Here is a 21406-nt window from a genome sequence, read left to right on the forward strand (position 1 = left end):
ATTCCGCCAGAGGATCGCCTCAATGCATTATCAACCCGACAACAATTTGCTGAACGATCGTATCATTCTTGTCACCGGTGCCAGCGACGGTATTGGCCGGGAAGCGGCCGTCAGCTATGCGCGCCATGGCGCTCAGGTTCTGCTGCTGGGACGTAATCCCCAAAAGCTTCAGGCTGTTGCCGATGAAATCGCCGCCAGCGGTAAACCCACTCCGCCCTGGTTTGTGCTGGATTTAGCCACCGCGACGCCTGAACAGTGCAATCAGTTAGCCGCCGAGGTCGCTCAGCAGGTCTCCCGCCTTGATGGCGTATTACATAATGCTGGCTTACTCGGCGACGTGGTGCCAATGGCCGGGCAGGATCCGCTTGTCTGGCAGCAAGTGATGCGCGTAAACGTTGATGCCACTTTCTTCCTGACCCAGTCATTACTGCCGCTGTTGCTGAAATCGGCGAACGGTTCACTGGTATTTACCTCATCCAGCGTTGGTCGTCAGGGACGTGCCGGCTGGGGCGCCTATTCCGTGTCGAAATTTGCCACCGAAGGCATGATGCAGGTACTGGCAGAAGAGTATCGCGACGCGGCGCTGCGCGTGAACTGTATTAACCCGGGCGGAACCCGCACTAAAATGCGCGCCAGCGCCTTCCCGCAAGAAGATGCTGATAAGCTGAAAACCCCTGCCGATATTATGCCGCTCTATCTTTATGTTATGGGCGACGACTGTCATGAAACCGGCGTCAGCTTTGATGCTCAGCCAGGCCGTAAGCCTGGAGCAGCAGAATAATGACGGACGATCGCCATCAGCAGCGTCAGCAGCGGCTAAAAGAAAAGGTGGATGCACGTATCGCGGCAGCAACCGAAACACGCGGCATCCTGATGGTTTTCACCGGCAACGGAAAAGGCAAAACAACTGCCGCTTTCGGAACGGTAACGCGTGCGGTGGGTCATCAGAAGCAGGCGGGCGTTATTCAGTTTATCAAAGGCGAGTGGCCTAACGGCGAACGCAATTTACTGGAACCAGCAGGCGTCGAGTTTCAGGTTATGGCCACCGGGTTTACCTGGGATACGCAAAACCGCGAAACCGATATTGCCGCCTGTCAAAGCGTCTGGCAGCACGGAAAACGCATGTTGCGGGATGCCTCACTGGATCTGGTGGTGCTGGATGAACTGACTTATATGGTCAGCTATGACTATTTATTACTGGACGAGGTCCTGACAGCCTTGCGTGACCGTCCGGCGCATCAAAGCGTCATTATTACCGGTCGTGGCTGTCATCGTGAAATTCTGGCGCTGGCGGATACCGTGACTGAAATGCGTCCGGTAAAACATGCTTTTGATGCAGGCATTCAGGCTCAGCAAGGGATCGACTGGTAAAGAGTGCCAAACGCCAGGCAATAAAAAACCGCCCCCCGAAATGTCGTTACTGACTTTACATCCGGGGGGCGGTTCGCAACCGTTTCAGCGCTTACTTAACGCTTATTTGCCGGACGACGGCTGCCGTTAAGCTGAGTATGGCGCTTAACAGCGCGACGGATCTGATTCGCTTTAGTACGACGACGATCTTTTTCCACCGCCACTTTACTGGTCGTTTCTGGCTGAAGACCCACCAGTTCACGCAGATAGTTGGTAGGCGCCAGCTCCAGCTCGGTGTAACCCCCTCGCGGCAGGCCTTTTGGCAGGTCGATATCGCCGTAACGGGTACGGATCAAACGGCTTACCTGCACGCCTACCGATTCCCAAAGGCGACGCACCTCACGGTTACGGCCTTCGGTCAGCGTCACGCTATACCACTGGTTGATACCTTCACCGCCAGCAAACTTCAGCGTTTTGAACGAGGCCGGGCCATCTTCCAGCTGCACGCCGCGGCTCAGCTGTTTCAGCTTGTCATCATCTACCTGGCCAAAGACGCGAACGGCATATTCCCTTTCCACTTCACGGCTTGGATGCATCAGACGGTTTGCCAGCTCACCATCAGTAGTGAACAGCAGCAGGCCGCAGGTGTTGACGTCCAGACGCCCTACGGCGATCCAGCGCGCGCCACGCAGCTTGGGCAGGCGATCGAATACGGTCGGGCGCCCTTCCGGATCGTTACGCGTGCAAAGTTCGCCTTCCGGCTTGTAATAAGCCAGCACGCGGCAAACTTCGGTAGTGGATTCGGCGACGGAGACCAGATGGCCATCAATACGAATTTTGAGTGATTTGCTTGGTTCAACGCGGTCGCCCAGCGTTGCTATTTTACCGTCCACGCTGACGCGTCCGGCGGAAATCATGGTTTCAATTTCGCGGCGGGAACCGTGTCCGGCGCGCGCGAGAACTTTCTGTAACTTTTCGCTCATGGAGCTACCTCTTTGTCGCCTTCCCAGGCGTCAGTGATTAAAGGATAAATCCTTTATAAAACAATATGTTAACTCTTTTTCAGTTTGCCATTATACAGGATTAAAACAGTGCTGTAACCTTTAATGTTTCATTCAATTTTGCATGGCAAAAAGCTTTGGCCGTGGCGAGTTCTGCCTAACCTCATCGGCCGCTATAAAAGAAGGGGCGTACAGTTTATCTCTTGCTGATAAGAGAGGCAGGATAAAAAGCTGCCTGGCTTCGGCCAGCAGACAGACGGTAAAAGCAGCCGCACGGGACAAACTTATCACTGAGCAATAAAATTAAACAATTATCATTCGGCGGGCTTAACAGTTAACCTTTTCTGTCGTTGCTTTATATCAAACTGCGCTGTGTCATTATCGGCAATGTTACATGAATGTTTATAGCAATATTCTTTTATTTTATTCGCCTCTTTCTTTGGAAAATTGCCCCCAAAGCCCACCAGAAAGGGAATTGAAACTTAAGTTATCAAATAAAACTTAACGCAGATATAAAAAAACACGCCGAGAATGTTTAATGGATGTTAATAGCAGCATTATACACCAGGGCAGTGCTTTAACCCGACTTAACGCAAACTTACGCCAGCTAACGCAGGTAAATGACAACATGCCATGGCTAATTGATTTGAAGATTGAGTTAGTTCATGAATTTTGCTTTTTTAATTATTTACCTGCTTATATTTATTTGCAGCGCTAATAAGATTGTGTAGAATTCACTCAGGCAAAAGAGCGCCATATAAACAGATCTTGAAGTACACATAATAATTTAGTTTAAGTCAGACTTGAGTTTGAACACTGTATTAAAGTCTAGTCGCTAGCGGCTACACGTTTAAATTCCATTTAAGTAATCTTTAAGTTAAATAAAAATTTAGTTTAAGTTTAAATATAAAAATAGTGATTTTTTTAGTTTAGAAATTAAAAACCGGAGAGATTACCTCTCTGAAATACGCTGACTTACGTCAGCATCGGCCTTGCACGTCATTCATCCTCACCAGGGATTTCCTGACGTGTCCGACTACATGTGACTATTATGAAAAAAATAATGCCCCTCGCGGCGTTAGCATTGCTGACGCTGACCGGCTGCTCTGTAGGCAAATATGAATACAGCAGCGAAGCTATGAAACGTGTCGATATGAATTTTACCGGCATTCCAACCATCCTGGGCATCGGTGCGCTCGGCACCAGCATACCCATTACTCCGGAATACAGCCTCACCGCCGCACACGTCGCTAAGCTCTCCGTGCAGCGCGTTAAGGCATACCATCCTTATTGCGATCTGGCGATTATCTACCATAAAAACGACATTAAAACCTTACCAAAATTCAGTAATGGTGAAGTCGGCGCGCAGGTTAAAATGTATGGCTACAGCTTTATTAGCGCAATGCCGGTGGAATCAACGGGCGTAAATCTGGCGTTGACGGGAATTCGTAATGAATGGAATAAACGTCCTTGTGTCGCAATGGCCTCTAACGCTGGCGTCGTAAAAGGCATGTCAGGCGGCGCTGTATATAATCATGACGACAGCATCAGCGGCGTGATTGTTGGTTTCACCAAAGAGATTAAACGCCATAAGGCAAGCACTGTGCCCCTGAAAGATGTTTCGCTTTATATCCCTTATCAGGACTTTAAAGCGTGGCTGACTCAGACGACAGCGTCGTAACCAGCAACACGGAATAAGTTGACACCTAATGTTTTTAATTGCACTTAAGGCTCACCAGAATTTAACTTGCTGGCGAGCCTGAGTTAATTACAGGAAAGGCTGCACGTCGCCCACGCCTTCACGAATCACTTCTGGCGTATTTTCGGTTAAATCCACTACCGTTGTCGGCTGCTGTCCTAAATATCCGCCATGAATAATTAAATCCACCAGCTTACCTATTTCATCCTGAATCGCTTCCGGATCGGATTCGGTAAAATCATTGCCCGGTAGCATCAGCGATGTTGACATCATCGGTTCATTCAGTGCTTCCAGCAGTGCCAGCGCAATCGGATTGGAAGGAACGCGCAGGCCAATGGTTTTACGCTTATCGTTCATCAGGCGTCGCGGAACTTCTTTGGTCGCCTTCAAAATAAAGGTGTAATTTCCTGGCGTGTTATTCTTGATCAACCTGAAGGCGGTGTTATCAACATGCGCATAAGTAGAAAGCTCAGAGAGATCGCGGCACATCAGGGTGAAGTTGTGATTTCCGTCCAGCTGCCGGATACGACAGATACGTTCCATTGCGGTTTTATCTTCCAGCTTACAACCCAGCGCGTAGCCTGAATCGGTCGGATAGACGATAACGCCGCCTTTATTCAGCAGCTCTATAGCCTGTTTTACCAGCCGCTGCTGCGGGTTTTCCGGGTGTATATAGAAAAATTGACTCATAAAAAACCTCATGTTTGCCGCGCAACGGGCGGATCAAACCTGCGTAATTTCCGGGAAGCGTAGCCAGACAGCTTCAACGCCACCCGGAAGCCATAATTTTTTTCCCAGCTCAATCCACGGACAGGGCTGATGGAAGTCCGAACCCTGAGACGCGGCCAGCTGGTAGTCCTGCGCGTATTGCGCCAGCTGCGTTCTTTCATTAGGCGCCTGCTGACACTGTGCGACTTCCATTGCATCGCCCCCGACGTCACTAAAGTGGGCGATCAGACGCTTCAGCCATTTGGCAGATAGCCCATACCGGCCGGGATGCGCCAGTACGCTACGTCCTCCAGAATGATGAATAGCATCAATGGCTTGTTTAATTGTACACCACTGTGGCGGTACGTAACCGGTTTTACCGCGCGCGAGATAATTTTTGAAAACCTGCGCCATATTATCGGCTTTCCCCTGCGCGACCAGGAAACGGGCGAAATGCCCGCGCGTAATAGCCCCACCGTCGGCCAGCGCCAGCGCACCCGCTAACGCGCCGGGGATGTGAGCTTTTTCCAGACGTTCGGCGATAAGCTGCGCGCGCGCCATTCGCCGGTCGCTTTGTGCCTGCAGGAAAGCCGTCAGGACAGGATGTTGGGGATCCACGCCCAGCCCGACGATATGAATTTCGTGGTTTTCCCACAGCGCAGAAACTTCCACTCCGGCAATCAGCCGCAGCGGCAGTTGGTGTTTGGCAATGGCTTCACGGGCAGGCTCGATGCCATCGACCGTGTCGTGATCGGTAATGGCCAGCACGCCAACGCGCTGTTCAACGGCCCTCAGCACCAACTCTTCCGGCGTCAATAAGCCGTCGGAAGCTCGGGTATGGCTGTGTAAATCGTAAATGGGCCAGGGATTAAGCGGGGTTGGGTCAGTCAAAACGACTCCATAAAGCGCGGAAAATGTCGCAGCATGATAACCAGAATTTTCGCTAAGGGAAAAAGAGTATTGACTTTTTCCTCATGAACTCGTTAACTAGTACGCAAGTTCACACTTATGGGTAGCACGATAATGAAGACGATAAAGGCAATAATGACTGGTTGGTGGCACACTTCTCCCTGAACGGGCGAAGGAGTCTTGCACGCAATCAGTCGTTGCACAGCTACCCAGGCCCGCCCGAAGCGGGCCTTTTTTTTAGCCAAATTCAGAGATGACCTTATGCAATATGCCAAACCTACAGTGAAGTTGATTACCGGCAATGCCCCTTACCGCCAGGATCCTGCGGCGGTTTTTCATCAGCTGTGTGGTGCTCGTCCCGCCACGCTGCTGCTCGAATCAGCGGACATTGACAGCAAACGCAATCTGAAAAGCCTGCTGATTGTCGACAGCGCGCTGCGGATCAAAGCGTTGGACAATATGGTGACTGTTCAGGCGCTGTCAGAAAATGGTCGCGCACTGCTGCCTTTGCTCGATGCGGCGCTGCCTGAAGGCGTCATCAGTACGGTGCGTCCCGATGGACGTGAGCTGCATTTTCCTGCAAACACCGAGATCCAGGACGAGGATTCCCGCCTGAAGGCAACCTCGGTATTTGATGCGCTGCGACTCATTCCTCATTTGGTCAACAGCCCGCAAGAAGAGCGCGAAGCTGTGCTGCTCGGCGGCCTGTTCGCTTACGATCTGGTTGCCGGTTTTGAAGATTTACCGGCGCTGGATAACGATCAGCGCTGCCCTGATTACTGTTTCTATCTGGCAGAAACGCTGCTGGTTATTGACCATCAGAGCCAGACTGCTCGTCTTCAGGCAAGCCTGTTTACCACCACGCCGGGCGAATTTTTACGGCTGCAAAGCCGTATTGAACAGCTGCACGGGCAAATGCTTCAGCCAGCCCAACCGCTGCCGGTTCAGCACGTAGAAAATATGACGCTGAGCTGTAATCAGAGCGACGAAGAGTATTGCGGCGTGGTACGTAAAATGCAGGAAGCGATTCGCATTGGCGAAATTTTCCAGGTGGTGCCATCGCGTCGCTTTTCGCTGCCCTGCCCGTCTCCGCTGGCGGCTTACGACACGCTGAAAAACAGCAACCCCAGCCCTTACATGTTCTTTATGCAGGACCAGGATTTCAGCCTGTTCGGCGCTTCCCCGGAAAGCTCGCTGAAATATTCAGCGGCCAGCCGTCAGATTGAAATTTATCCTATTGCCGGTACTCGCCCGCGTGGCCGTCATGCAGATGGCTCTTTAGATCGGGATCTGGACAGTCGTATTGAACTGGAAATGCGTACCGATCATAAAGAACTGGCGGAGCACCTGATGCTGGTGGATCTGGCTCGCAACGATTTAGCCCGTATTTGTCAGTCTGGCAGCCGCTACGTCGCCGATCTGACCAAGGTTGACCGCTACTCTTTTGTTATGCATCTGGTTTCGCGCGTGGTGGGCCGTCTGCGGGATGACCTAGACGTGCTGCATGCCTACAGCGCCTGCATGAATATGGGCACCTTAAGCGGCGCACCAAAAGTGCGTGCCATGCAGCTCATTGCCGGAGCCGAAGGCACCAGGCGCGGCAGCTACGGCGGCGCGGTGGGCTATTTTACCGCTAGCGGCGATTTGGACACCTGCATCGTGATCCGTTCTGCGTACGTTGAAGACGGTGTCGCCACCGTTCAGGCTGGTGCAGGCGTCGTCCTGGACTCTATTCCTCAGGCTGAAGCGGATGAGAGCCGTAACAAAGCACGAGCAGTGCTGCGGGCAATTGCCACCGCTCATCATTGCAAGGAGATTTTCTGATGGCTGATATTCTGCTGCTCGATAATATCGATTCATTCACTTACAACCTCGTCGATCAGTTACGTGCTTTCGGCCACAACGTGGTGATTTACCGTAACAGCGTACCGACCGAAACCCTGCTTGAACGGCTACAGGATATGGTCAATCCGGTGCTAATGCTGTCGCCAGGGCCGGGCGCACCTTCTGAAGCGGGCTGTATGCCCGAGCTGCTTACGCTGCTGCGTGGCCGCCTGCCGATTATCGGTATTTGCCTTGGGCATCAGGCTATCGTTGAAGCCTATGGTGGCCACGTGGGTCAGGCGGGCGAAATCCTGCACGGTAAAGCTTCTGCTATTGAGCATGATAACCAGGGCATGTTTGCCGGGCTGAGTAACCCGCTCCCTGTGGCCCGTTATCACTCGCTGGTGGGGAGTAACGTTCCGGATGCGTTAACCGTCAACGCGACTTTCAATGGAATGGTAATGGCGGTTCGTCATGATGGCGATCGCGTCTGCGGATTCCAGTTCCATCCGGAATCGATTTTGACGACACAGGGCGCACGCCTGCTGGAACAAACGCTTGCCTGGGCGCTGGCGGAATAATAAGGAGAGACTGATGAATGCTATTTTGGAAAAACTTTACCAGGCGCAAGTTCTGACGCAGGCCGAAAGCCACCAGCTGTTTTCAGCGATTATTACCGGTCAGTTGGAATCTACTCAGCTGGCGGCAGCGCTGATTGCAATGAAAGTTCGTGGTGAACGCCCTGAAGAGATCGCGGGGGCTGCTACCGCACTGCTGGAAGATGCGCGACCTTTTCCGCGCCCCGATTACGCTTTTGCCGATATTGTCGGCACCGGCGGCGATGGCAGCAACAGCATCAATATCTCTACGGCCAGCGCCTTTGTTGCGGCAACCTGTGGGCTGAAAGTCGCCAAGCACGGCAACCGCAGCGTTTCGAGCAAGTCGGGTTCGTCGGATCTGCTGGCCGCCTTCGGCATCAGCCTGGATCTGCCCGCGGAGAAAGCGCGTCAGGCGCTGGACGATCTCAATGTTTGCTTCCTGTTTGCGCCGCAATACCACACGGGATTTCGCCACGCGATGCCCGTCCGGCAACAGCTGAAAACCCGCACCCTGTTTAACGTGCTGGGGCCGCTGATCAACCCGGCGCGTCCGCCGCTGGCGGTTATCGGTGTTTACAGCCCGGAGCTGGTGCTGCCTGTCGCTCAGGTGCTTAAAATGCTGGGCTATCAGCGCGCTGCGGTAGTGCACGGTGGCGGCATGGATGAAGTGGCGCTGCACAGCGCAACACACGTGGCGGAATTACGTGAGGGGGAAATCACCCGCTATCAGCTGACGCCGGAAGACTTTGGCCTGAGCTATCACCCTCAGGAAGCGCTGGCGGGCGGCACGCCGGAAGAAAATCGTGACATTCTGACGCGATTGCTCCAGGGTAAGGGCGAGCAGGCGCACGAAGAAGCCGTTGCGGCTAACGTGGCGCTACTGCTGAAAATTTTTGGTCAGGAAGATCTACGGGAAAATGCCCAACAGGCGCTGAATGCCATCCGTAGTGGTCAGGCTTACGAGCGCGTTGTCGCACTGGCAGCAAGAGGATAATCATGCAGGAAACCGTACTTAACAAAATTGTGCAGGATAAAGCGGTATGGCTGGCCGAACGCCAGCAGCAACAGCCGCTGTCCGCCTTTCAGAGTGAGATTAAACCGTCCACCCGCAGCTTTTATCACGCGCTTCAGGGCGCCCGGACCGTTTTTATTCTGGAATGTAAAAAAGCCTCTCCTTCGAAGGGGCTGATTCGCGAAGATTTCGATCCGGCAACGATTGCAGGCGTTTATAAACATTACGCCTCTGCCGTTTCGGTACTGACCGACGAAAAATATTTTCAGGGAAGCTTTGATTTCCTTCCTGTCGTCAGCGCCGCGATTACGCAGCCCGTGCTGTGCAAAGACTTTATTATCGATCCTTACCAAATTTATCTGGCGCGTCACTACCAGGCCGATGCGATTTTGCTGATGCTTTCAGTACTGAACGATGAACAATATCGGCAGCTCGCCGCCGTTGCGCACAGTCTGAATATGGGCGTGCTGACTGAAGTGATCAGCGACGAAGAGCTGGAACGTGCGACTCAGCTGGGCGCAAAGGTCGTCGGCATTAATAACCGTGATTTGCGCGATCTTTCCATCGATCTGGATCGTACCCGCCGTCTGGCCCCGAAAGTGGCCCATGGCGTGACGGTGATCAGCGAATCCGGGATTAACAGCTATGCGCAGGTGCGCGAGCTGAGCCATTTTGCCAACGGTTTTCTGATTGGCTCAGCGCTGATGTCCGAAGATGACCTGGCGGCAGCAGTGCGTCGCGTCACCCTGGGTGATAATAAAATTTGCGGCCTGACCCGACCTCAGGATGCGCGCTGTGCGCTGGAAGCGGGTGCTATCTATGGCGGATTAATCTTCGCCGCAGGCTCGCCACGTCAAATCGATGCTGAACAAGCTAAAACGGTAATCGCAGCGGCTGCGTTAAAATACGTGGGCGTGTTTCGTAACAGCAGCATAAGTGACGTTGTCACTATAGCCCGGGAACTCCAGCTCGCTGCCGTTCAGCTACACGGTGACGAAGATCGGGCCTTTGTTGCTGAATTGCGCAGCCAGCTGCCGGCAGAGGTGAAAATTTGGAAAGCTTTCAGCATTAAAGAAGCGCTGCCGGCCCGCGACTGGCCGCATGTCGATCGTTATGTTTTTGATAGCGGCACCGGCGGCAGCGGCAAGCAGTTTGACTGGAGCCTGCTGACCGGACCGCTGGATAATGTGTTGCTGGCTGGCGGACTGGGCGCGGACAACTGCGTATCGGCTGCCCAGCTTGGCTGCGCCGGCCTGGATTTTAATTCCGGCGTGGAAAGTGAGCCCGGCGTAAAAGATGCCTCTAAAATTGCCTCAGTTTTTCAGACGCTGAGAGCCTACTGACCGTTGGGGCCTGAAAATGGCGCCATAAGCGAAAAGAGAAGCGATATGACTTTATTAAATCCCTACTTCGGCGAATTTGGCGGTATGTACGTACCGCAGATTCTGATGCCTGCGCTCAATCAGCTGGAAGAAGCTTTCGTCAGCGCCCAGCGCGATCCGGAATTTCAGGCTGAATTTATCGACCTGCTGAAAAACTACGCGGGTCGTCCGACCGCATTAACGCTGTGTAAGAATTTGACTGAAGGCACTAAAACGCGTCTTTACCTCAAACGAGAAGATTTGCTGCACGGCGGTGCGCACAAGACCAACCAGGTGTTGGGCCAGGCTTTACTGGCAAAACGCATGGGTAAAAAAGAGATTATTGCGGAAACCGGTGCCGGGCAACACGGCGTGGCTTCCGCCCTCGCCAGCGCCCTGCTGGGCCTGAAATGCCGTATTTATATGGGCGCGAAAGATATTGAACGCCAGTCGCCAAACGTCTTCCGCATGAAGCTGATGGGCGCTGAGGTTATCCCTGTGCACAGCGGTTCTGCCACGCTTAAAGATGCCTGTAATGAAGCGCTGCGTGACTGGTCCGGCAGCTATGAGACCGCTCATTATATGTTGGGCACGGCGGCGGGCCCGCACCCTTTCCCCACTATCGTGCGCGAGTTCCAGCGAATGATCGGTGAAGAAACTAAGGTACAAATTCAGGAAAAAGAAGGCCGCCTGCCGGATGCGGTAATCGCCTGCGTGGGCGGCGGCTCTAACGCCATCGGTATGTTTGCTGATTTTATTGACGATGCTTCTGTTGGGCTGATTGGCGTAGAGCCCGCCGGTCACGGCATTGAAACCGGCGAGCACGGCGCGCCGCTGAAACACGGTCGCGTAGGTATCTACTTCGGTATGAAAGCGCCAATGATGCAAACGGAAGAGGGACAGATCGAAGAGTCTTACTCTATCTCTGCTGGCCTGGACTTCCCTTCCGTTGGACCTCAGCACGCGTATCTGAACAGCATTGGCCGGGCGGAATACGTTTCCATTACTGACGACGAAGCCATGGATGCCTTTAAGCTGCTGGCGCGGCGTGAAGGGATTATCCCGGCGCTGGAATCGTCTCATGCCCTCGCCCACGCGTTGAAAATGATCCACGCCAACCCCGAGAAAGAGCAGCTGCTGGTGGTTAACCTTTCCGGCCGTGGCGATAAAGACATTTTCACCGTTCACGATATTCTGACAGCTAAGGGAGAAATCTGATGGAGCGTTACGATAACCTGTTTAAACGCCTGGCTGAACGCAAAGAAGGCGCGTTTGTTCCTTTCGTGACGCTTGGCGATCCGACGCCGGAGCTTTCTCTGCAAATTATTGATGCGCTGATTGCTGGCGGTGCCGATGCGCTGGAGCTGGGCATTCCCTTCTCCGATCCGCTGGCAGATGGTCCAACGATTCAGAACGCTACGCTACGCGCTTTTGCCGCAGGCGTAACGCCAGCGCAGTGCTTTGAATTACTGGCTGCGGTTCGCCAGAAATATCCGGATATGCCGATCGGCCTGCTGATGTACGCCAACCTGGTCTTTTCAGGCGGCATTGACAACTTTTATGCCCGTTGCCAGGAAGTTGGCGTGGATTCCGTGCTGGTCGCCGATGTGCCGGTGGAAGAGTCTGCCCCTTTCCGCCAGGCGGCGCTGAGGCATAATGTCGCGCCAATCTTTATTTGTCCGCCGAACGCCAGCGACGATTTGCTGAGAGAGATCGCCTCTCATGGCCGTGGCTATACTTACCTGCTGTCCCGGGCTGGCGTTACCGGTACAGAAAGCCGTGGCGTCAGCCAGTCTCTCCAGCATCTGGTAACAAAACTGACTGAATATCATGCAGCCCCTCCTTTGCAGGGCTTTGGCATTTCCGAACCTTCCCAGGTCAAAGAGGCGCTGACGGCCGGCGCGGCGGGGGCAATCTCAGGTTCTGCTATCGTCAAAATCATCGAACAGCATCATGCCAACCCTCCGGTGATGCTGGCCGAGCTGGAGGCGTTTGTCAGCCGCCTGAAAGCCGCCACCCGCTAGCTGCCCACTGCCTTATCCGCCCGGATAAGGCAATATTTTCATCTGCCTGCTTTCTTTCATGGCAAATTTATCAACCGCAACTAAGCTTCCCTGTACAGAGTCGTATCGTAATCACTGCTCTGGCTAATTCCACATAACAGGGAGAAAACAATGAAGTTATTCAACGTTGTGACGAGTATGGCTATTGCGGCAGTCGTGGCGCTTTCCGTTAGCGCCTGTGCGCCAACAGCAAAAAAAGAAGGTACCGGCGGCTATCTGGACGACACGGTCATTACCACGAAAGTGAAAACTGAGCTGCTGAAAGATGACTCGCTGAAATCGACTGAGATTAACGTAGAAACCTTTAAGGGACGCGTTCAGCTCAGCGGCTTCGTGACGTCTCCACAGATGGCTAACCATGCCGTTCAGGTGACACGTAGCGTGAAAGGCGTGAAGTCAGTTGCGAATAATATGCAGATTAAATAATTTTTATTCATGACAAAAGGCGCAGATTTTGCGCCTTTTTTGTATCTGTCGGGTGCTCAGAAGCGGTAGCCTGCCCCAAGGAAGAAAGCGAACGGATTGATGTGCGTATCAATGCTCTGACGCTGATCGCCGGCGTTGAAACGCACCTTGGTATTGATATCCATGTACCATACGGAGGCGTTCAGCATCCAGTCCGGCGTAAGCTGGTAATCTAAACCAACCTGACCCGCAATCCCCCAGGAATTCTTCACGCTGAGGTTGCTCAGGCCCGCATCGCGTCCGGTCTGATTAAAATCACTGTCATAAAACATGGTGTAGTTAACGCCGATGGCCGCATAAGGCTGCCATTTACTGGTATTGCCCATAAAGTACCATTGTGCCATCAGCGTCGGCGGAAGCTGATGTACGGTCGCCAGCGTGCCGGTAGAAGCCAGACCAACTTTATGACGGAAAGGCGTCGCACCCAGTAACTCAACACCAATATTATCGGTCGCCATATAGGTGAACGTCAGGCCTAACTGCGTGTTGTTGCTGACGTCAAACTCTCCCAGACCCAGGACATTATCCGATCCCCCCGTTGGACGAACGGTAACAGCGCCCGCGCGCATAAAGAAATCGCCTGCCTGATGAGCAGAGACGACCGCAGGTAATAATGCTGTTACTGCCAGAGCCAACACGTTAAGTTTCATAACCACTCCTTTGCGAGGTGAATAAGCGCATCTGCGCGTTTGTCATTTTTTTCTGCGCAGACTTTACCTTTATTTTCATAAAGATCACCTCATTCGTACCCTCCACAATGGCTAAAAGACAAAACATTGATTTGGATCAAAAATTCACTTATTTCATTAATAAAAATAATAGGATATTTTGCGCTATGTTCTCTTTTCGATTCTGGTCATAGTATTTCCTGAATACGAGAAATGATGCAGTCACATTTTGAGGCTTTGCTTTAAGGAAAGTTGTGTAAGTCAGGGTGCCAGGTTGCCTTCAGACCATGTACAATCGCCGGATCGCTAAATTCGGCTTTTCAAGGAGTGTACATGTCATTCACGGCGGCTTCGTTATACCGTGACACGGGGAATTTTTTTCGTCATCAGCTCATTACTATTGTCCTGATTTCACTGCTGACTTCATTTATTACCGTTCTGATTGGCCACGCGCTGACGCCAGGTGCCGATCAGCTGTCAATACTGACCGATGGCGATAGCGGCGCGGGCATGAGCCTGCTGGAAATGGTGCAAAATATGTCGCCGGATCAGCAGCGTATTCTGCTACGCGCCTCCGCTGCCGGAACATTTGCTTCGCTGGTGGGTAATACGCTGCTGCTTGGCGCGATGTTAAGCCTGATCCCGATGGTTTCGGCGGGAGAACGCGTTAGCGCGCTGCGGGCCATTGGTGCTTCTGCCCCCACTCTGCCTCGCCTGCTGCTGTTGGTCTTTGTTATGACGCTGGTTGTCCAGCTTGGCTTTATGGTGCTGGTGGTGCCGGGCATTTTCTTTGCCATTATGCTGGCGCTGGCACCGGTTATCCAAAGTACGGAAAAAAAAGGCATTTTTGCCGCCATGCGCGCCAGTATGCGCCTGGTCTGGCCTCAGCTTAAAGTGGTGGCACCTGCCGTTGCCGTCTGGCTGCTGGCGAAAATTGCGGTACTGCTGCTGGCCTCCTCCCTGACGGTTCTCCCTGCAAACGTCGCTTCAGTGGTGCTAAATGCCCTGAGTAACCTGGTTTCGGCCATACTGATTATTTATCTGTATCGCCTGTATATGCTGTTACGTTAATCAGCCGCCGTGCGCCTTTGCGCGCACGGCGTTTCGTTTGGTTTGATATCTGGAACCCTTATGAAGCAGTTACTTGATTTCCTTCCTCTTGTCGTCTTTTTCATCTTTTATAAGCTGTACGATATTTTTGTTGCTTCTGGCGCGCTGATTGTCGCCACCGCGCTGGCGCTGGTTATCAGCTGGGTTTTATATCGTAAGCTGGAAAAAATGACGCTGGTCACTTTTGTGCTGGTAACGGTATTCGGCACCCTGACGCTGGTTTTCCATAATGATGAATTCATCAAATGGAAAGTTACCGTTATCTATACGCTGTTCGCCGCCGCGCTGTTGTTTAGCCAGTTTTGGATGAAGCAGCCACTGATCCAAACCATGTTAGGCAAAGAGCTGACGCTACCCGCGTTTGCCTGGCGCAGACTGAACGTTGCCTGGGCGCTCTTCTTTTTCGCCTGCGGCCTGGCAAACATCTATGTTGCATTTTGGTTATCTCAGGAATTTTGGGTTAACTTTAAAGTCTTTGGGTTAACCGGCCTTACCCTGCTCTTTACCCTGATCAGCGGCCTGTATATTTACCGGCTGATGCCGCAGGAAGAAAAATAATATTTAGCGCCCGATGGCTTTATCGGGCTGCTTTTCTTTACTTTGGAAGCAAGACAATGAACACAGAGACGCGGATCCCGCAAGGCGAAATGGTGTTGCGGACGCTGGCGATGCCTGCGGATACCAATGCAAACGGCGATATCTTTGGCGGCTGGCTGATGTCGCAGATGGATATGGGCGGCGCGATTCTGGCAAAGGAAATTGCTGGTGGTCGCGTGGTGACTGTCCGGGTGGACGGCATGACGTTTTTAAAACCCGTCGCGATTGGCGATGTGGTGACCTGCCATGCGCGCTGCATTCGTACCGGTAGCAGTTCCATCACTATTAACGTCGAAGTCTGGATTAAAAAAGTGTCGTCTGAACCTATTGGTCAGCGCTACTGCACTACCGAAGCGGTCTTTATCTACGTGGCTGTGGATGCTGAAGGCAAATCGCGCCCGCTGCCGCCGGGTAAAAGCAATTTTATGCATACTGAACAGGACTGACGCCGCGCGGACGCGGCGTGCTCAAAAAGGCGGGCTGAGGTGAGCATTCTTTTCTGTGCTTTTCTCAGGCCCGTTTTTATTCGATGCTGGAACCACCGTTGATTTTAAAAACGATATTCATTGTTAAACCGCTGCCTGGTTTATTTGGCTCATAGCGCCATTTTTTCATCGCCTGCTTAACTTCCCGCTCAAACATATTACGTGGTTGCGCTTCAACAATCTGCACGTTCTGCACCTGTCCGGTACTGTCAACGTCAAACCGTACGCGAACCCGTCCTTCCAGACGCAGTGCAAAAGCACGTTGAGGATAGCCCGGTTTACCAATGCTAAGCGCTCTTGGCCCGGTTGAAACCGCGGTTGACGGCGCAGGCGAGGTCTTAGGTGCGGTAGACGGTTTGGCCGCCGTTGCCGTTTTGCTGTTATCCAGCGGCGCTGCCTGACGAGGTTCGCTCTTCGGCTTAACCTCTTTCTTCGGCCTGATCGCCTCTTTTTTCACCGGTTTTGGCTTGGGCTTTGGTACCGGCTTTGGAATCGGCACTGGCTCAGGCTTTGGCGGCTCTGGTGCGGGTTCAGGCTCCGGCTCCGGCTCGGGAACGGGCTCCGGCGCGGGTTGAGGCGCCGGCTGCGGCTCGGGCTGGACTTCCGGCGCAACCATCGAAACGCTGATGGGCTGAGACGCTTTTGGCACTTCCACAACCTGGTGAAAAGAAGCATAAAGTATTCCCCCAATCACCACAGCATGCAGCCCGACAGAAAACAGCATGGGTAATGATATACGGCGGGGTAAAGAAGTTTGTGTCAGCGTCGTCATAATCTTTCTGCTGTGAATGTTGAGACGTAAGTGTAAATGCAAATAGCAATCAATTTCAATAAGTCGCCGCGCCACAGGCATCATTTTGTCAGAAAAGAGCGCATCAGCCCGGATAACTATCTTTCATTTGCACAACTGAGAACGATCACTTAACGTGTGACCGACTATTACCGACAGGAGTTGTAAACGTGCTCTACGTAATTTATGCCGAAGATAATGCGGACTCACTGGAAAAGCGTACAGCCGTGCGCCCTGCCCACCTGGCGCGTCTACAGCTTTTACAGGACGAAGGCCGTCTGATTGTTGCCGGGCCAATGCCGACAGTGGACAGTAATGAACCCGGCGTGGCGGGCTTTAGCGGCTCGACAATCATTGCAGAGTTTCCGTCCCTGGAAGCCGCTCAGTCATGGGCGCAGGACGATCCTTACATTGCTGCTGGCGTTTATAAGCAGGTCGCGGTGAAGCCGTTTAAACGCGTGTTTTAATCAAGACGCTTTAAAACCTCGTCAAAACGAGGTTTTCATCAGTAAGCCGGATGACAGCAGAACGGACAGTGATTTTCTGAATTAAACCAGCTGAGTAATAAACAGAATAGAACGGCGCTGCTGCTGGCTTAGCTGGTGGCGAATGGCATGCATACGTCCATAGCGCCTCGACTGCCCTTCAAGCCACCGTGCGCGGCGGCGCTGAATTTGGCGCGACATACGCCAGCGTGCGACTTCATTTCTACTCCGTCTCATTTTACCCTCTACGCTTAAAAAAACTCGCGCCGCATTATAAACACTTCTGCTCTGAGGCCAAGTCCGATGACTTTACAGGAAAAGGTTTCGTCTGCTGTCATCTGCACGTAAACTCCCGTTAATCAAGCGTGAACAGGACTTCCACTTACATGACGACTTTTTATACTCTTATCAGTTGGCTGTTGCTTTTCGGTTACTGGCTGCTGATTGCCGGGGTCACGCTGCGCATTCTGATGAAGCGCCGTGCGGTGCCGTCTGCCATGGCCTGGCTGCTGATTATCTATATTCTGCCGCTTGTAGGGATCATCGCTTACCTCTCTTTTGGCGAGCTGCATCTGGGAAAACGCCGTGCTGAGCGCGCGCGAACCATGTGGCCTTCAACCGCTAAATGGCTCGGTGATTTGAAGTCCTGCCATCAAATCTTTGCCAAAGACAACAGTGATGTGGCGCGCTCGCTGTTTCAGCTTTGTGAGAACCGTCAGGGCATTGCTGGCGTTAAGGGTAATCAGCTACAGCTGCTGACCTCTACCGACGACACGCTTCAGGCTCTGATTCGTGATATCCAGCTCGCGCGGCACAATATCGAGATGGTGTTTTATATCTGGCAGCCTGGCGGTATGGCGGATGAGGTGGCGGAATCGTTGATGGCGGCTGCGCGGCGGGGCGTGCACTGCCGGCTAATGCTTGACTCGGCCGGTAGCGTGACCTTTTTCCGCAGCCCGTGGGCGGCAATGATGCGCAACGCCGGTGTCGATGTGGTGGAGTCTTTAAAGGTAAGTTTGCTGCGTGTTTTTCTCCGCCGAATGGACTTACGTCAGCACCGTAAAGTGGTGTTGATCGACAACTATATCGCTTATACCGGCAGCATGAACCTGGTCGATCCGCGCTTCTTTAAGCAGGATGCTGGCGTGGGACAATGGATTGACTTAATGGCGCGGATGGAAGGCCCCGTCGCCACGACCATGGGCATCATCTACTCCTGCGACTGGGAAATCGAAACCGGTAAACGTATTTTGCCTCCTCCGCCGGACGGTAACGTGATGCCGTTTGAACAGGAGAGCGGGCATACCATCCAGGTGATCGCTTCCGGACCGGGTTTCCCGGAAGATTTGATTCATCAGGCGCTGTTAACGGCGGTCTATTCTGCCCGCGAACAGCTGATTATGACCACGCCTTATTTTGTCCCCAGCGATGATCTACTGCATGCGATTTGCACCGCAGCACAGCGTGGCGTCGATGTCAGCATCATCGTACCGCATCGTAACGACTCGCTGCTGGTCGGCTGGGCAAGCCGGGCATTTTTCGCCGAACTGCTGGAAGCTGGCGTCAAGATTTATCAGTTTGAAGAAGGCCTGTTGCATACCAAAAGCGTCCTGGTCGACGGGCAGCTGAGCCTGGTCGGAACGGTTAATCTGGATATGCGCAGTTTGTGGCTCAATTTTGAGAACACGCTGGTGATTGACGACGATGGTTTCGGCGGCGATCTGGCCCGCGTACAGGATGATTATATCGCCCGCTCACGGCTGGTAGACGGCAAACGTTGGGCACGTCGTGCTTACTGGCAACGGATTGTCGAGCGACTGTTTTACTTCTTCAGTCCATTACTGTAAAACGAGCGGAGTTGCACAGCGTCCGCAAGGACATTATGGGAAATTTTTATGGATTTAAATAACCGTCTTACCGAAGATGAAACGCTTGAACAGGCTTATGATATTTTCCTTGAGCTCGCAGGCGATAACCTCGATCCGGCTGATATCATTCTGTTTAACCTCCAGTTTGAAGAACGCGGTGGTGCAGAGCTGCACGATCCGGCAGAAGACTGGGCAGAGCATGTCGATTTCGATCTGAACCCGGACTTCTTCGCTGAAGTGGTGATTGGTCTTGGTGAAACCGAGGAAGACCCGGTCACTGACATCTTTGCCCGCGTTCTGCTGTGCCGCGAGAAAGATCATAAGCTGTGTCATATTTTATGGCGTGAATAGCAGATAAGGCCGGGAAATCCCGGCCTTTTTTATTGCCCGACTAGAGCGGATCGACCTTCAGACACGAAACCGCATGGCGAAAACTCCCTTCCAGCAGCGGACGCGTTTTGGCACATTCAGGCCCGGCAATCGGACAGCGCGTACGAAACACACAGCCGGAAGGCGGATTGATGGGTGACGGTAACTCCCCTTCGAGCAGCTGAATGACCTTGTTTTTTTCCAGATCGGGATCGGGGATCGGCACCGCCGACATCAGCGCTCGCGTATAGGGATGCTGAGGATTTTGATAAACCTCGCTGTAGGTTCCCAGCTCTACCGCATGTCCCAGATACATTACCAATACCCGATCGGAAATATGCTTTACTACCGCCAAATCATGCGCGATAAAGATCAGTGAAAGCCCCATTTCGCGCTGCAATTTTTGCAGCAGATTAACGACCTGAGCCTGAATGGAAACGTCCAGCGCGGAAACCGGCTCGTCACAGATAATCAGCTTCGGCTCCAGGATCAACGCGCGAGCAATACCAATTCGCTGACACTGGCCGCCGGAAAACTCATGCGGATAGCGGTTGATCAGATTCGGCAGCAGGCCAACCTTCATCATCATCGTTTTGACCCGCTCTTTCACTTCCTGGCGCGCCATCTTTGGATGATAGGTCCGCAGCGGTTCAGCGATAATATCGCCAATGGTCATACGTGGATTGAGTGAAGCCAGCGGATCCTGAAAAATCATCTGAATATCGCTGCGGGCTTTGCGCCACTCCTCTTCGCTCTGCCCAAGCAGGTCACGCCCCAGCCAGGCCACGCGCCCTTCCGTTGCTTTCACCAGCCCGATAATGGCCCGGGCCAGCGTGGATTTCCCGCAGCCCGACTCGCCGACCACGCCCAGCGTTTCGCCTTCGTATAAGCGCAGGCTGACGCCATCAACCGCTTTCAGCGTTTTCGATGGCTGCCAGAACCACTGTTTGCCATCTTTAATATCAAAATGCACCTTCAGGTCGGCAATCTCTAACAGCACTTTCTTTTCAGCTACTGCGTTCATACCAGCTCCTCCGCAGGTTTAAAGCAGGCACGGAGCCGTTCTTCGCCAAAAGGCAGTAGCGGCGGCATCGTGGCGCAGATTTCCATCGCATGCGGACAGCGCGGCTGGAACGGACAGCCTTTCGGCAAGCGCAGCAGGTTTGGCGGGTTGCCCGGAATGGTGGTAAGCGAATCGCCTTCTGCATCCAGTCGGGGAACGGCATTCAGCAAGCCGATAGAATAGGGATGCGTCGGCTGATAAAACAGATCCCGCGCCTTGCCATATTCCATAGTGCGGCCTGCGTACATCACCAGTACCCGATCGCAGATCCCGGCAACAACGCCCAGATCGTGCGTGATCATAATAATGGCGGTGTTAAATTCGCGTTTCAGATCGTTGAGCAGCGTCATAATTTGTGCCTGAACGGTGACGTCCAGCGCCGTTGTCGGTTCATCAGCAATCAGCAGCTTAGGCCGACACAGCAGCGCCATGGCAATCATCACACGCTGGCGCATGCCGCCAGAAAATTCATGCGGATACATTTTCATTCGCTTACGCGCTTCCGGCATTTTTACCGCATCCAGCATGCGTACAGATTCTTCAAACGCCTGCGCGTTGCTTAAACCTTTATGCAGCTTCAGTACTTCCATCAGCTGCTCGCCAACCCGCATATAGGGATTGAGCGAGGTCATCGGGTCCTGAAAAATCATTGCGATTTGTTCAGCTCGCAGCCTGTTAAGCTGTTTTTCCGGCAGGTTAAGGATTTCGTTACCCTTAAACAGCGCCGAGCCGCCGATGCGCCCGTTACTGGCCAGCAAGCCCATTAGCGCAAACGCCGTTTGCGATTTGCCTGAACCCGATTCGCCAACAATCCCCAGCGTTTCACCTGCCCGCAGGCTAAAGTTGAGATCGTTTACCGCGGTGACGTCGCCATCCGGGGTAGCGAAGGTTACACGCAAATCTTTTACATCCAGCAGAAGCTCGCTTCCCGCTTTTTTTGCCATCGCTGACGGCATTTCAATTACGCTCATCGGGAAACT

22 protein-coding genes, 1 pseudogene and 1 other annotated feature are annotated in these 21406 nt (G+C 53.0%); of the genes and pseudogenes, 15 read left to right on the plus strand and 8 right to left on the minus strand.

The features are described 5' to 3' along the window. The first annotated feature begins 22 nt into the window (after window positions 1–22). Entirely contained in the window at window positions 23–781 is a 759-nt protein-coding gene (locus tag EHV07_RS11915) for a YciK family oxidoreductase (RefSeq protein ID WP_147198176.1), read from the plus strand. Beyond that, window positions 781–1371 carry a cob(I)yrinic acid a,c-diamide adenosyltransferase gene (gene cobO / locus EHV07_RS11920; protein ID WP_147198178.1) on the plus strand — a complete coding sequence of 197 codons (591 nt, stop codon included), beginning with the start codon at window positions 781–783 and terminating at the stop codon, window positions 1369–1371. The genes EHV07_RS11915 and cobO overlap by 1 nt, the downstream gene beginning before the upstream one ends. Window positions 1372–1466: 95 nt before the next feature. Here cobO and rluB read toward each other — a convergent pair whose 3' ends face one another. Continuing rightward, the gene (rluB, locus tag EHV07_RS11925) at window positions 1467–2333 is read right to left on the minus strand and encodes a 23S rRNA pseudouridine(2605) synthase RluB (RefSeq protein WP_147198181.1); all 867 of its coding nucleotides are present in this window, start codon (window positions 2331–2333) and stop codon (window positions 1467–1469) included. Window positions 2334–3402: 1069 nt separating this feature from the next. On the opposite strand from rluB, the gene EHV07_RS11930 reads away from it, so the two are divergent. Beyond that, window positions 3403–4032: a trypsin-like peptidase domain-containing protein gene (locus EHV07_RS11930; protein WP_147198183.1), complete on the plus strand. Its 630-nt coding sequence runs from the start codon at window positions 3403–3405 to the stop codon at window positions 4030–4032. Between the two features lie 87 nt (window positions 4033–4119). Here EHV07_RS11930 and EHV07_RS11935 read toward each other — a convergent pair whose 3' ends face one another. Both EHV07_RS11935 and EHV07_RS11940 read right to left on the minus strand, forming a co-directional pair. After that, entirely contained in the window at window positions 4120–4740 is a 621-nt protein-coding gene (locus tag EHV07_RS11935) for an L-threonylcarbamoyladenylate synthase (protein ID WP_147198185.1), read from the minus strand. 33 nt (window positions 4741–4773) lie between these two features. Further along, a complete protein-coding gene (locus EHV07_RS11940; RefSeq protein ID WP_147198187.1) occupies window positions 4774–5649 on the minus strand; it encodes a PHP domain-containing protein in 876 nt (291 codons plus the stop codon). A gap of 156 nt (window positions 5650–5805) precedes the next feature. Then, window positions 5806–5905: a sequence feature (Trp leader region), on the plus strand. 23 nt (window positions 5906–5928) lie between these two features. Here EHV07_RS11940 and EHV07_RS11945 point away from each other — a divergent pair. The 6 genes and pseudogenes from EHV07_RS11945 to EHV07_RS11975 all read left to right on the plus strand — a co-directional run bounded on the left by EHV07_RS11945 (window position 5929) and on the right by EHV07_RS11975 (window position 12952). Then, the gene (locus tag EHV07_RS11945) at window positions 5929–7491 is read left to right on the plus strand and encodes an anthranilate synthase component 1 (RefSeq protein ID WP_147198189.1); all 1563 of its coding nucleotides are present in this window, start codon (window positions 5929–5931) and stop codon (window positions 7489–7491) included. Continuing rightward, window positions 7491–9084, plus strand: a pseudogene (trpD, locus tag EHV07_RS24905) (bifunctional anthranilate synthase glutamate amidotransferase component TrpG/anthranilate phosphoribosyltransferase TrpD). The gene EHV07_RS11945 and the pseudogene trpD overlap by 1 nt, the downstream one beginning before the upstream one ends. A 2-nt stretch (window positions 9085–9086) precedes the next feature. Further along, window positions 9087–10445 carry a bifunctional indole-3-glycerol-phosphate synthase TrpC/phosphoribosylanthranilate isomerase TrpF gene (gene trpCF, locus EHV07_RS11960; protein ID WP_147198195.1) on the plus strand — a complete coding sequence of 453 codons (1359 nt, stop codon included), beginning with the start codon at window positions 9087–9089 and terminating at the stop codon, window positions 10443–10445. 45 nt (window positions 10446–10490) lie between these two features. Then, window positions 10491–11681 (plus strand): tryptophan synthase subunit beta, encoded by a 1191-nt coding sequence (trpB, locus tag EHV07_RS11965; RefSeq protein ID WP_147198197.1) that lies wholly within the window; start codon window positions 10491–10493, stop codon window positions 11679–11681. Further along, entirely contained in the window at window positions 11681–12487 is an 807-nt protein-coding gene (gene trpA, locus EHV07_RS11970; protein ID WP_147198199.1) for a tryptophan synthase subunit alpha, read from the plus strand. Before trpB ends, trpA begins: the two co-directional genes overlap by 1 nt. Before the next feature lie 150 nt (window positions 12488–12637). Beyond that, on the plus strand, window positions 12638–12952 hold the full coding sequence (locus EHV07_RS11975; protein ID WP_147198201.1) for a BON domain-containing protein: 315 nt from the start codon (window positions 12638–12640) through the stop codon (window positions 12950–12952). Window positions 12953–13008: 56 nt separating this feature from the next. Here the strand turns inward: EHV07_RS11975 and ompW are convergent, their stop codons facing one another. Then, window positions 13009–13641, minus strand: a complete 633-nt coding sequence (ompW, locus tag EHV07_RS11980; protein ID WP_147198203.1) for an outer membrane protein OmpW — start codon at window positions 13639–13641, stop codon at window positions 13009–13011. Between the two features lie 351 nt (window positions 13642–13992). On the opposite strand from ompW, the gene EHV07_RS11985 reads away from it, so the two are divergent. The 3 genes from EHV07_RS11985 to yciA are packed head-to-tail and all read left to right on the plus strand — an operon-like array spanning window position 13993 to window position 15812. Beyond that, window positions 13993–14730, plus strand: a complete 738-nt coding sequence (locus EHV07_RS11985) for a YciC family protein (protein ID WP_147198206.1) — start codon at window positions 13993–13995, stop codon at window positions 14728–14730. 60 nt (window positions 14731–14790) lie between these two features. Next, on the plus strand, window positions 14791–15327 hold the full coding sequence (locus EHV07_RS11990; protein ID WP_147198209.1) for a septation protein A: 537 nt from the start codon (window positions 14791–14793) through the stop codon (window positions 15325–15327). Between the two features lie 56 nt (window positions 15328–15383). After that, window positions 15384–15812, plus strand: coding sequence for an acyl-CoA thioester hydrolase YciA (gene yciA / locus EHV07_RS11995; protein ID WP_147198211.1), 429 nt, complete (start codon window positions 15384–15386; stop codon window positions 15810–15812). A gap of 76 nt (window positions 15813–15888) precedes the next feature. On the opposite strand, the gene tonB is transcribed toward yciA, so the two are convergent. Then, window positions 15889–16623 (minus strand): TonB system transport protein TonB, encoded by a 735-nt coding sequence (gene tonB / locus EHV07_RS12000; RefSeq protein ID WP_147198213.1) that lies wholly within the window; start codon window positions 16621–16623, stop codon window positions 15889–15891. Window positions 16624–16811: 188 nt separating this feature from the next. Here tonB and EHV07_RS12005 point away from each other — a divergent pair, with 188 nt between their 5' ends. Continuing rightward, on the plus strand, window positions 16812–17108 hold the full coding sequence (locus tag EHV07_RS12005; RefSeq protein WP_147198216.1) for a YciI family protein: 297 nt from the start codon (window positions 16812–16814) through the stop codon (window positions 17106–17108). 81 nt (window positions 17109–17189) lie between these two features. On the opposite strand, the gene EHV07_RS12010 is transcribed toward EHV07_RS12005, so the two are convergent. Next, window positions 17190–17363 carry a YciY family protein gene (locus tag EHV07_RS12010; protein WP_125287735.1) on the minus strand — a complete coding sequence of 58 codons (174 nt, stop codon included), beginning with the start codon at window positions 17361–17363 and terminating at the stop codon, window positions 17190–17192. Between the two features lie 149 nt (window positions 17364–17512). Here EHV07_RS12010 and cls point away from each other — a divergent pair, with 149 nt between their 5' ends. Together cls and EHV07_RS12020 are read left to right on the plus strand one after the other, a co-directional pair. Then, the gene (gene cls, locus EHV07_RS12015; RefSeq protein WP_147198218.1) at window positions 17513–18973 is read left to right on the plus strand and encodes a cardiolipin synthase; all 1461 of its coding nucleotides are present in this window, start codon (window positions 17513–17515) and stop codon (window positions 18971–18973) included. A gap of 42 nt (window positions 18974–19015) precedes the next feature. Beyond that, a complete protein-coding gene (locus tag EHV07_RS12020) occupies window positions 19016–19345 on the plus strand; it encodes an HI1450 family dsDNA-mimic protein (protein ID WP_147198220.1) in 330 nt (109 codons plus the stop codon). 40 nt (window positions 19346–19385) lie between these two features. Here EHV07_RS12020 and oppF read toward each other — a convergent pair whose 3' ends face one another. Then, complete coding sequence (gene oppF / locus EHV07_RS12025; protein ID WP_147198222.1) at window positions 19386–20387, minus strand: murein tripeptide/oligopeptide ABC transporter ATP binding protein OppF; 1002 nt, start codon at window positions 20385–20387, stop codon at window positions 19386–19388. After that, window positions 20384–21397: an ABC transporter ATP-binding protein gene (locus tag EHV07_RS12030; protein ID WP_147198224.1), complete on the minus strand. Its 1014-nt coding sequence runs from the start codon at window positions 21395–21397 to the stop codon at window positions 20384–20386. The genes oppF and EHV07_RS12030 overlap by 4 nt, the downstream gene beginning before the upstream one ends. Window positions 21398–21406: the final 9 nt, after the last annotated feature.

The sequence above is a fragment of the Pantoea sp. CCBC3-3-1 genome (assembly GCF_007981265.1).
Classification (GTDB): Bacteria; Pseudomonadota; Gammaproteobacteria; order Enterobacterales; family Enterobacteriaceae; genus Erwinia.

What these genes read in the sequence shown, in the direction of transcription:
- EHV07_RS11915 (WP_147198176.1), top strand. Translation starts at nt 23, where the DNA reads ATGCATTATCAACCCGACAACAATTTGCTGAACGATCGTATCATTCTT.
- cobO (WP_147198178.1), top strand. Translation starts at nt 781, where the DNA reads ATGACGGACGATCGCCATCAGCAGCGTCAGCAGCGGCTAAAAGAAAAG.
- rluB (WP_147198181.1), bottom strand. Translation starts at nt 2,333, where the DNA reads ATGAGCGAAAAGTTACAGAAAGTTCTCGCGCGCGCCGGACACGGTTCC.
- EHV07_RS11930 (WP_147198183.1), top strand. Translation starts at nt 3,403, where the DNA reads ATGAAAAAAATAATGCCCCTCGCGGCGTTAGCATTGCTGACGCTGACC.
- EHV07_RS11935 (WP_147198185.1), bottom strand. Translation starts at nt 4,740, where the DNA reads ATGAGTCAATTTTTCTATATACACCCGGAAAACCCGCAGCAGCGGCTG.
- EHV07_RS11945 (WP_147198189.1), top strand. Translation starts at nt 5,929, where the DNA reads ATGCAATATGCCAAACCTACAGTGAAGTTGATTACCGGCAATGCCCCT.
- trpCF (WP_147198195.1), top strand. Translation starts at nt 9,087, where the DNA reads ATGCAGGAAACCGTACTTAACAAAATTGTGCAGGATAAAGCGGTATGG.
- trpB (WP_147198197.1), top strand. Translation starts at nt 10,491, where the DNA reads ATGACTTTATTAAATCCCTACTTCGGCGAATTTGGCGGTATGTACGTA.
- trpA (WP_147198199.1), top strand. Translation starts at nt 11,681, where the DNA reads ATGGAGCGTTACGATAACCTGTTTAAACGCCTGGCTGAACGCAAAGAA.
- EHV07_RS11975 (WP_147198201.1), top strand. Translation starts at nt 12,638, where the DNA reads ATGAAGTTATTCAACGTTGTGACGAGTATGGCTATTGCGGCAGTCGTG.
- ompW (WP_147198203.1), bottom strand. Translation starts at nt 13,641, where the DNA reads ATGAAACTTAACGTGTTGGCTCTGGCAGTAACAGCATTATTACCTGCG.
- EHV07_RS11985 (WP_147198206.1), top strand. Translation starts at nt 13,993, where the DNA reads ATGTCATTCACGGCGGCTTCGTTATACCGTGACACGGGGAATTTTTTT.
- EHV07_RS11990 (WP_147198209.1), top strand. Translation starts at nt 14,791, where the DNA reads ATGAAGCAGTTACTTGATTTCCTTCCTCTTGTCGTCTTTTTCATCTTT.
- yciA (WP_147198211.1), top strand. Translation starts at nt 15,384, where the DNA reads ATGAACACAGAGACGCGGATCCCGCAAGGCGAAATGGTGTTGCGGACG.
- tonB (WP_147198213.1), bottom strand. Translation starts at nt 16,623, where the DNA reads ATGACGACGCTGACACAAACTTCTTTACCCCGCCGTATATCATTACCC.
- EHV07_RS12010 (WP_125287735.1), bottom strand. Translation starts at nt 17,363, where the DNA reads ATGAGACGGAGTAGAAATGAAGTCGCACGCTGGCGTATGTCGCGCCAA.
- cls (WP_147198218.1), top strand. Translation starts at nt 17,513, where the DNA reads ATGACGACTTTTTATACTCTTATCAGTTGGCTGTTGCTTTTCGGTTAC.
- oppF (WP_147198222.1), bottom strand. Translation starts at nt 20,387, where the DNA reads ATGAACGCAGTAGCTGAAAAGAAAGTGCTGTTAGAGATTGCCGACCTG.
- EHV07_RS12030 (WP_147198224.1), bottom strand. Translation starts at nt 21,397, where the DNA reads ATGAGCGTAATTGAAATGCCGTCAGCGATGGCAAAAAAAGCGGGAAGC.